The 8,987-nt window shown below is 28.9% G+C and carries 11 protein-coding genes; 6 read left to right on the top strand and 5 right to left on the bottom strand.

Annotation, left to right across the window (positions count from 1 at the left end; translation table 11 throughout):
• Positions 1-203 precede the first annotated feature (203 nt).
• Complete coding sequence (gene rpsT / locus ACIJYI_RS07320; protein ID WP_435114090.1) at positions 204-464, bottom strand: 30S ribosomal protein S20; 261 nt, start codon at positions 462-464, stop codon at positions 204-206.
• Positions 465-514: 50 nt separating this feature from the next.
• A complete protein-coding gene (mutM, locus tag ACIJYI_RS07315; RefSeq protein ID WP_435114089.1) occupies positions 515-1,378 on the bottom strand; it encodes a bifunctional DNA-formamidopyrimidine glycosylase/DNA-(apurinic or apyrimidinic site) lyase in 864 nt (287 codons plus the stop codon).
• Between the two features lie 31 nt (positions 1,379-1,409).
• Here mutM and ubiE point away from each other — a divergent pair, with 31 nt between their 5' ends.
• The 6 genes from ubiE to ACIJYI_RS07285 are packed head-to-tail and all read left to right on the top strand — an operon-like array spanning position 1,410 to position 6,522.
• Positions 1,410-2,114 (top strand): bifunctional demethylmenaquinone methyltransferase/2-methoxy-6-polyprenyl-1,4-benzoquinol methylase UbiE, encoded by a 705-nt coding sequence (gene ubiE, locus ACIJYI_RS07310; RefSeq protein ID WP_435114088.1) that lies wholly within the window; start codon positions 1,410-1,412, stop codon positions 2,112-2,114.
• On the top strand, positions 2,114-3,682 hold the full coding sequence (gene ubiB, locus ACIJYI_RS07305; RefSeq protein ID WP_435114087.1) for a 2-polyprenylphenol 6-hydroxylase: 1,569 nt from the start codon (positions 2,114-2,116) through the stop codon (positions 3,680-3,682). Before ubiE ends, ubiB begins: the two co-directional genes overlap by 1 nt.
• Positions 3,683-3,690: 8 nt before the next feature.
• Positions 3,691-4,890 carry a bifunctional phosphopantothenoylcysteine decarboxylase/phosphopantothenate--cysteine ligase CoaBC gene (gene coaBC, locus ACIJYI_RS07300; protein ID WP_435114086.1) on the top strand — a complete coding sequence of 400 codons (1,200 nt, stop codon included), beginning with the start codon at positions 3,691-3,693 and terminating at the stop codon, positions 4,888-4,890.
• Positions 4,890-5,327: a dUTP diphosphatase gene (gene dut, locus ACIJYI_RS07295; RefSeq protein WP_435114085.1), complete on the top strand. Its 438-nt coding sequence runs from the start codon at positions 4,890-4,892 to the stop codon at positions 5,325-5,327. The genes coaBC and dut overlap by 1 nt, the downstream gene beginning before the upstream one ends.
• A complete protein-coding gene (locus ACIJYI_RS07290; RefSeq protein WP_435114084.1) occupies positions 5,324-6,079 on the top strand; it encodes a HesA/MoeB/ThiF family protein in 756 nt (251 codons plus the stop codon). The genes dut and ACIJYI_RS07290 overlap by 4 nt, the downstream gene beginning before the upstream one ends.
• A complete protein-coding gene (locus tag ACIJYI_RS07285; RefSeq protein ID WP_435114083.1) occupies positions 6,070-6,522 on the top strand; it encodes an SH3 domain-containing protein in 453 nt (150 codons plus the stop codon). Before ACIJYI_RS07290 ends, ACIJYI_RS07285 begins: the two co-directional genes overlap by 10 nt.
• Here ACIJYI_RS07285 and ACIJYI_RS07280 read toward each other — a convergent pair.
• From ACIJYI_RS07280 to ACIJYI_RS07270, 3 genes are all read right to left on the bottom strand, one after another.
• Positions 6,515-7,108, bottom strand: a complete 594-nt coding sequence (locus ACIJYI_RS07280; protein ID WP_435114082.1) for a DUF3501 family protein — start codon at positions 7,106-7,108, stop codon at positions 6,515-6,517. The genes ACIJYI_RS07285 and ACIJYI_RS07280 overlap by 8 nt on opposite strands.
• Before the next feature lie 2 nt (positions 7,109-7,110).
• Positions 7,111-8,442, bottom strand: coding sequence for a (Fe-S)-binding protein (locus ACIJYI_RS07275; RefSeq protein ID WP_435114081.1), 1,332 nt, complete (start codon positions 8,440-8,442; stop codon positions 7,111-7,113).
• A 61-nt stretch (positions 8,443-8,503) separates the two neighbouring features.
• Positions 8,504-8,920: a rubrerythrin family protein gene (locus ACIJYI_RS07270; RefSeq protein ID WP_023649160.1), complete on the bottom strand. Its 417-nt coding sequence runs from the start codon at positions 8,918-8,920 to the stop codon at positions 8,504-8,506.
• Positions 8,921-8,987 lie beyond the last annotated feature (67 nt).

Below are 8,987 nucleotides of genomic sequence, written 5' to 3'. Positions count from 1 at the left end.
TTTAAAAAAATTTTTTTAATTATTTTTCTGTATTTAAAAAAAATAATATTATTAATGGAATCAAACACAGATTGAATCAAACACAGATTGAATCAAATTAAATTATATATTTACTAGATCTAAATATGGTTACTTAAAATAAAATTTTTATATATGGTGTGGATACTAGAAGTTGTTAATCACAACAACCTATGAATTATCTTTTAGATTGTAGAAATCTTTTTAGTTATTCTAGAAACGTTTCTTGATGCGTTCTGCTTCTTAATTATTCCAGTTTTGGCAATCTTCATTAATTCTGAATTCAATTTTGGCAAGAATTTAAGAGCTTCATCTTTCTTCTTATCTTCAATCAAAAGATTCATTTTTTTAAGAGCATTTTTAAATCTGCTCTTTCTGGCTTTATTTACCGCTGTTTGCTTAGAAATTCTTCTAATTCTCTTAATTGCTGATTTTGTGTTTGCCATATCCGCAGGGGTATAGCTTGAGAATTTATGGTGGTCAATAAAATAATTGTTTATTTTTGACAAGAATCACAAAAAAAAGTTGACCTATTAGAGATTATCTTTTTTTTTATAAGATCTGAACACCCCAAATTTTTACATCTCTTACCTTCTTGCTGATAAACTTTAAACTCATTTTGAAATCCACCTTTAGACCCGGATATATCTTGAAAATTTCTAATGCTAGACCCACCCTTGCTAATAGCTTTTAAAAGAATTTTTTTAGAATTTGATATAATATTTTTACATTCTTTTTTGTTCAGTAAGCTTGCTTTTTTAAATGGATTTATTCTACTAAAGAATAAAATTTCGCTTGCATATATATTTCCTATTCCAGATATAAATTGCTGATCAAGTAAAAAACTTTTTATATCTTTGTTCCTACCTTTAAAAAAATTTAAAACATAAGTTAGGTTAAATGTTTTACTAAAAGGTTCTGGACCAAGATGATTAAATTTTTTATTTAATTCAAGGTTATTTTTTATGATTTGAAAAAATCCAAATCTTCTAGGGTCATTGTAGACAACTTTAAAATCATCAAAAATTATTTCTATATGATTATGTTTTTTTGGAAGATAAGGTGAATTATAAAAACTTGTATTAGTAAATTTATTAATTTTTTTTTTACTTACAATATGTATTGTTCCCGACATTCCTAAATGAATTAAACAATAACTGCCATCAGATATGAAAATAATAAGATATTTTGAGAATCTTCCTACTTTGATTATTTTCTTATTTTGTAAATAAAGACTAAAATTATATGGTAATTTAAATCTTAAATTTCTATTTCGAACTATTACTTTTTTAACCTTTTTTTGTTTGATCTTTTTATCAAGAGATTGTCTGACAATTTCTACTTCTGGTAATTCTGGCATTTCACACTATATTGAATATATATATTTTTTTATGCAACAACATCTTCAAAATAAAAAGGGATTAGTACAAAGTGTATTTGACCAAGTCTATAATAAATATGACTTAATGAATGACTTTATGTCTCTTGGTGTTCATAGGTTTTGGAAAAAAAGTCTAATAAATATGATGAAACCATCCTTAAATAAAAAACTGGTTGATGTAGCATGCGGTACAGGTGACATAGGTAAATTATATTTAGATAATACAAGTAAAAATGAAAAAATCACTTGTATTGATCCAAATGAGGGAATGATTAATCAAGGAAAACAAAAACTTTCTAATTATAATAATATTGAGTGGATAATTTCTTCTGCTGAAAAACTACCTTTGCCAGATAATACATTTGATTTTTACACTATTAGTTTTGGTTTAAGAAACACCAAGAATTTAGATAAAGCTATTTCTGAGGCTTACAGAGTTTTAAAGCCTGGTGGTCGCTATTTATGTTTAGAATTTTCTAAAATCCAAAATTCAAACTTAGACTTTATTTATAGAAATTATTCAAAATTAATTCCTATTATTGGACAGTTTGTTGTTGGTGAAAAGGAACCATACGAATATCTAATTAAAAGTATTGAACAATTTATTAATCAAGAAGAATTAATTGAATTAATGGAAAATAATAATTTTAAAAAATGTTCTTATAGAAATTTTTCTGGCGGTATTGTTTCAATTCACAGTGGATGGAAATTTTAATGATTAAAAAACTCATAACCTTGTTTAAATTAGGAAGAAAGGTTGCAAAGTCAGATATTTTAAATATTGCTTCAAAATTTAAAAAACCTCCTCTTGCAATAACAATATTATTTCAGCTTTTGTCATTTTCATTTTCTAAAAGTGAGCAAAAAGACTTAAATAAAGATGAAGGCGAGAGATTATCCAATTCTTTAGAGTCAATGGGCACAACCTTTATAAAACTTGGTCAATTTTTGGCAACAAGACCTGATATTATCGGGGAAGAGCTATCAGTTAAGCTTGAAAATTTACAAGATCGACTTCCGCCTTTTTCTATAAATCAAGCAAAAGAAATTATCAAAGAAGACCTCGGTGAAGAAACATATAATTCAATAATTAATTTAAGTGAACCTGTTGCAGCTGCTTCAATAGCTCAAGTGCACAAAGCCCAAATAAATGACGATGGAACTATCAAGGATGTTGCAATAAAAATTCTGAGACCAAATATTAAGAAAATATTTAATGAAGAAATCGACGCAATGATGCTGTTTGCTTTTATTGTAGAATCTTTTGTAAAAAAAACAAAAAGATTAAAACTAGTTGAAGTTGTTTTTTTATTAAAAGAGATAACTAATCTAGAAATGGATTTAAGATTTGAAGCAGCTGCAGCTAATGAATATGCAGAAAATACTAAAAATGATGCAGGTTTTAAAGTTCCTCAAATTTATTGGAATTTTACAAGTGAAAATGTAATGACATTAGACTGGATTGATGGTGTTTCTATAAGAGAGACAGAAGAATTAAAAAAAAGAAATTTAAATACTGATAAAATTGCAGAAGATATTATTCAACATTTTTTAAGACATGCAGTTAGAGATGGTTTTTTTCATGCAGATATGCACCAAGGAAATATTTTTATAGATAATAGTGGCCAAATTGCTCCAATAGATTTTGGTATAATGGGTAGACTTGATAAACTTAGCAAAAGATTCCTAGCTGAAATTCTATTTGGTTTTATTCAAAGAGATTACAGAAAAGTAGCTGAAGTTCATCTAGTTGCAGGACTAGTTCCAAACAATGTTCCAATTGATGACTTAGCTCAAGCACTTCGGTCAATAGGGGAACCTATATTTGGACAGGCAGTTAAAGACATATCTGGTGGAAAGTTATTAAAACAATTATTTGACGTCACTGAGAAATTTAATATGCAAACTCAGCCTCAACTTTTAATGTTACAAAAAACTATGGTTGTTGTTGAAGGTGTAGCCAGAAAATTAAACCCTAATACAAATATATGGACAACTTCAAAACCAGTACTTGAAAATTGGCTAAAAGAAACAAAAGATCCCATCAATACAATCACAGACACTTTGCAAAATACTTCTGAGGTAATTAAACGGTTGCCTGAATTTCCTGAAATTATGGATAAAGCCAATCAGGCTTTAACGTTTTTAGCCAGTGGACAGATACCTCAAAATTCAAATTCTTATACTGCCTTAAATAATAAAAAATCTGAAATGCTAGCATTTAGAAACCAATCTATTATTGGATTATTAGTTCTTGTAATTTTTGGACTATTGGTATTTTAATTCTTAAAATGAAAAATCTGTTAAATAAAAAAATCCTATTTATTATATGTGGAGGAATATCTGCATATAAAAGTCTTGAAATAATTAGACTTTTAAAAAAAAATGGAGCAGAAATTAAAACTATTTTAACTGCTAGTGCCAAAGAGTTTGTAACTCCTCTCTCTGTTGCCTCTCTTTCACAAGGTAAAGTTTACAGTGATTTGTTTAGTGTTGAAAATGAAACAGAAATGGATCATATAGCTCTATCAAGATGGGCAGACATAATCTTAGTTGCACCAGCAACAGCTAACTCCATATCAAAATTTGCACAAGGAACAACAGATGACTTGGCTTCAACAGTAGTGCTTGCATCAAATAAGAATATATATTTGGCACCAGCTATGAATGTTAGGATGTGGGAACACAAATCTACAAAACAAAACTTAGAAAAATTAAAAGATTTTGGTTATATAATAATTGGTCCAGAAATCGGTGATATGGCATGTGGTGAATATGGGCAAGGCAAAATGTCAGATCCTGAAATAATTTCAGCTGAAATAAATAATTATTTTTTAAATCTTAGTAAAAATAAACGATTTAAAGCGCTTGTAACAGCAGGACCTACAAATGAATATATTGACCCTGTTAGATTTATTACAAATAAATCAAGTGGAAAACAAGGATATGAATTGGCTAAGTCTCTATCTAAAAAAGGTTTTGATACAACCTTAATTTCTGGTCCAACTAATTTAAGTGTTGATAAAAACATTAAACTTATCAAAGTTGAAACAGCAGATGAAATGCTTATTGCAACTCAAAAAAACTTACCCACTAATGTTGCGGTGTTTTCAGCAGCTGTTGCTGATTTCAAAGTTAATAAAAAATACAAAAATAAAATTAAGAAACAAGATACACTTAATTTAAATTTAGAAAAAAATGTAGACATCTTAAACTATGTTTCTAATCATAATTCAATGAGGCCTGATCTTGTAATTGGATTTGCAGCTGAAACTAATGATGTTGAAAATAATGCTGAAGAAAAATTAAATAATAAAAATTGTGATTGGATTGTATCTAATGATGTTTCTAACAAAAAAATTGGTTTTAATTCTGATTTTAATGAGGTGACAATTCATTATAAAAATAAAGATAAAGAAAAACTTTTGTATAAAAAAAAATCTGAAATATCAGACGAAATAGTTGACAAAATAATTGATCAATTAAATTAATGACAAAAGTTCTTATAAAGAAATTAGATCCTGAAGTAAATTTACCTGCTTACAAAACTACTGGTGCTTCGGGGATGGATTTAATGGCATTTATAAAAAAGCCAATAAATCTTAATCCACAAACATCTTGTTTAGTTCCGACAGGTATTTCTGTTGCATTTCCAAGTGATTTTGAAATTCAGATCAGACCAAGATCTGGTCTAGCTGCAAAAAATAGCATTAGTGTATTAAATACTCCTGGAACAATCGATAGTGATTATAGAGGGGAAATCAAAGTAATACTTTTTAATCACGGTAGTGGTGATTTTTTAATAAATAATAATGATAGAATTGCGCAAATGATTTTAACTCCCGTTATTAAAATGAATTTAGAAGAAACAGATAATCTACCAGAAACTGTCAGGGGAGAGGGTGGGTTTGGCTCAACAGGCAAATGAGCTCAAAAATAAGCAAAAATCAACTTGAAAGATTTTCAAGACAAATAATTTTAAAAAATATTGGAATTTTAGGGCAAAAAAAAATCGTTAATTCTAAAGTTCTTATAGTCGGCATGGGGGGCCTAGGATGCCCTGTAGCAGAATTTCTGACTAGATCTGGAATTGGAACACTAGGAATTATAGATAATGACCTAGTTAACCTTTCAAATATACACAGACAAAGTTTATTTAATGAAAAAGATTTGAATAGATCAAAAGTTAAAGTAGCTAAAAAAAAATTAAAAGATATTAATCCAAATACGAAAGTTAATATCTTCAATTTAAGATTAGATAAAAAAAATTCTAAAAAAATTATTAAGAATTATGATTACATAGTTGATGGCACAGATAATTTTGAAACTAAATTTCTAATAAATGATTTAAGTTTAAAACATAAAAAATTTCTTGTAACCGCTGCTATTAGTAAATTTGATGGTCATGTCTTTACCTTTAATTTTAAAAATAAAAAAGAGCCTTGTTTAAGATGTTTTTATCAAGAAGAAACTATCTCTGATGACATATTAAATTGTGAATATGAAGGAATTTTAGGAACGGTAGCAAGTACTATTGGCTCTATGCAAGCAAATGAAATTTTAAAAGAAATATTAGATATAGGTCAAAATTTAAATGGATCTATACTAATTGTAGATTTGTTAAATTTAATTTTCAGAAAAGCAAAACTTACTAAAAGAAACAAATGTATATGCAATTAATAAAAAGAAATATTTACACGCTAATTTTATTAATTCTTTTTGCCTCATCAAGTGTTGCTGCAGAAACCTTTTTGTCTTTAAAAAAAAATAAAGTTAATGTTCGCTATGGTCCTAGTTTCGATTCAGATATAAAATTTGTTTACAAAAAAATCAATTTACCAGTGAAACAAATAGATAAAAAAGAGAACTTTAGACGAATAATTGATTTAAAAAATAACAGCGGTTGGATACACATTTCACAATTAAAAAAAAATAATTCAGTTATCTCAACAAATGATAAAATTTTGTTTAAAAAGCCCACCTCTTTTGCAAAACCAATTGCTCAAATTAAAAAAGGAAGGCTATTAGTTTTGCAAAAATGTGAGGGTAGTTGGTGCAAAATTAAAACTGATAATTTTGATGGATGGATTAAAACTACTAATACTTGGGGTCTGATTAATTAAAATCAGCCGACAAAGAATTTATATTTTCTAAACTAAGTTTAGTAGTGTGTGAATAATCTTTATGATCTATACCAAGTTCAACATTTATATTTTTTGATTTAAATTTTTGAATTTGCTCATCTGTAATTTTAAAATGTATAAATTGAACTGATGAGGCTTTACCATCAGCAGAAGTTCTATCAACGTCTTCCTCGGGGATTGCTTTAACAATTTCACCATCAATTTTAATGAACACTTTTTTCTCAATTCCACCAACTTTACTTAGGAATGCTGATCTTGAAACTGGATTATCTATTTCAAACATCAAAGTAGCTGTAAGCTCTTTTCCATTAGGTATTAAAGGGTTGTATGCTGCAAGCTCATCTTTAAGCTGCTCATCTCCACCTTTTTCAATGTAAAGCATTTCCTGTATCTGAGCTAACATTGTTTCATAACTTTCAAAGTAAAAAGTTGCATAAGGACCTAAGGCAATTCTTCTATCTTTTTTAAAACTTACAATATTTTTTCTAAGCTCTATACGATTTTTTATGTAAACATCTAATGGCATGATGTCTTGTTTTTGAATTTCTCTTTTTTCTTTAGGCATGATCACAATTTATAACTTTTTGCCATTAATTCGATAGGGTGTAGTGCCTCATCATTTGAAATATTTGTATCAATTTCTAATTGCTTTAAATGTTTTCCAGCTAGAGGGCAATCTGATGCCATATATTTGTTATTTTTTGTTTTGATTTGTCTCGCGGCAGGTCTACCCACTTTTTTTGCTAAATCATGTGTGCCTTTCATAACACCAAATGTACCTCCATGTCCTGCACACTTTTCCACAACATCAATTTTAATATTAGGTATTAATTTTAACATGTCCCTTGCTTTAACGCCCATGTTCTGTGCTCTTGCATGACAAGCATGATGAACAGTTACACCTCCATCAATTTCTTCTAACCCCTCGACTAATCCTTCTTTGTTTGAGATATCAACAATATATTCGTCAATATCCATAACATTTTTAGATAGCCTAATTACACTCTCTTCATTTGGCAAAAGTAGAGGCCATTCAAATTTTAGCATAAGCCCACAGCTTGCTGTTAAAGTTATTACTTTATACCCTTTATCAACCCATTCTAATAAATCCTTAGATACTTTTTTTGCTTGTTCAACCACCCTAGGTAGATCTGCTTGCTCTAAAAAAGGCATTCCACAACATCCTGGGTAAGCCTCTTGAACCTCAACTCCATTCTTTTTTAAAACTTTTAAAGCCGCAACCCCTGTATTTTTTTTATTAAAATTAACAAAACAAGTTGTATAAATTACAACTTTCCTATCCTTGTTTAGAGTTTCAAAATTTATTTTATCTTTATTTCTTTTAAAGAAGTTTGAAAATGTTTCTGAATTATATTTTGGTAATTGGACTCTTTTATCAATCCCTGTAACAATTTCTAAAATTTTTCTTAGCAATTTATTTTTAATACTAGATACCCAGTTAACTAATTTTGAAAACATGACACCAATTTTTGCATTTCTGTCTATTTGAGCTAATTGTGATGGTACACCTGGTAATTTTCCCAATTTTTTTTGAGCTGTTCTGTACCTCAACATTAAGTGAGGAAAATCTAAATCAAAATCATGGGGAGGTACGTATGGACATTTAGTCATAAAACACATGTCACACAAGGTACATGCATCCACAACAGGTTCAAATTGTTCACTTTTTAAACTTTCAACATCCTCATTTTCTGACTCATCGATCATATCAAATAACTTTGGAAACGAGTCACATAAGTTAAAACATCTTCTGCAACCATGGCAAATATCAAACGCTCTTCTCATTTCAGCATCTAATTTTTCAGGATTTAAAAAATCAGGATGTTCAAAATCTATTGGATGCCTTATAGGGGCGTCTAAACTACCTTCTTTGCTCATAATTTTTTTGAAATTTTATTGAATATTTAGTGGGCACATTAATGCCCACTAAAAAAATTTATTAACTAATAGATTCTAAAGTTTTTTGGAATTTACCAGCGTGAGATTTTTCAGCTTTTGCTAAAGTTTCAAACCAATCTGCGATTTCCTCAAAACCTTCTTCTCTAGCAGTCTTTGCCATACCTGGGTACATGTCTGTATACTCATGTGTTTCACCTTGTACTGCTGAAGCTAGATTAGCTTTAGTTTCACCAATTGGTAAACCAGTAGCTGGGTCACCTACTTCTTCTAGATATTCTAAGTGTCCATGCGCGTGACCTGTTTCACCTTCTGCTGTTGATCTAAATACTGATGCAACATCATTATATCCTTCGATGTCTGCTTTTTGAGCAAAATAAAGATATCTTCTGTTTGCTTGGCTTTCACCAGCAAATGCCGCTTCTAGATTTTCCTTTGTCTTAGTTCCTTTTAATGACATTTTATTCTCCTTAATTTAGTGATTAGAAACATATAATGATTCTAAATTTAAAGTCAACAGTTTAGAA

This window comes from Candidatus Pelagibacter bacterium nBUS_36, from assembly GCF_051201215.1.
GTDB lineage: Bacteria > Pseudomonadota > Alphaproteobacteria > Pelagibacterales > Pelagibacteraceae > Pelagibacter.
The sequence above is the reverse complement of the archived record's forward strand: the minus strand, read 5'-3'. Positions and strand labels throughout refer to the sequence as shown.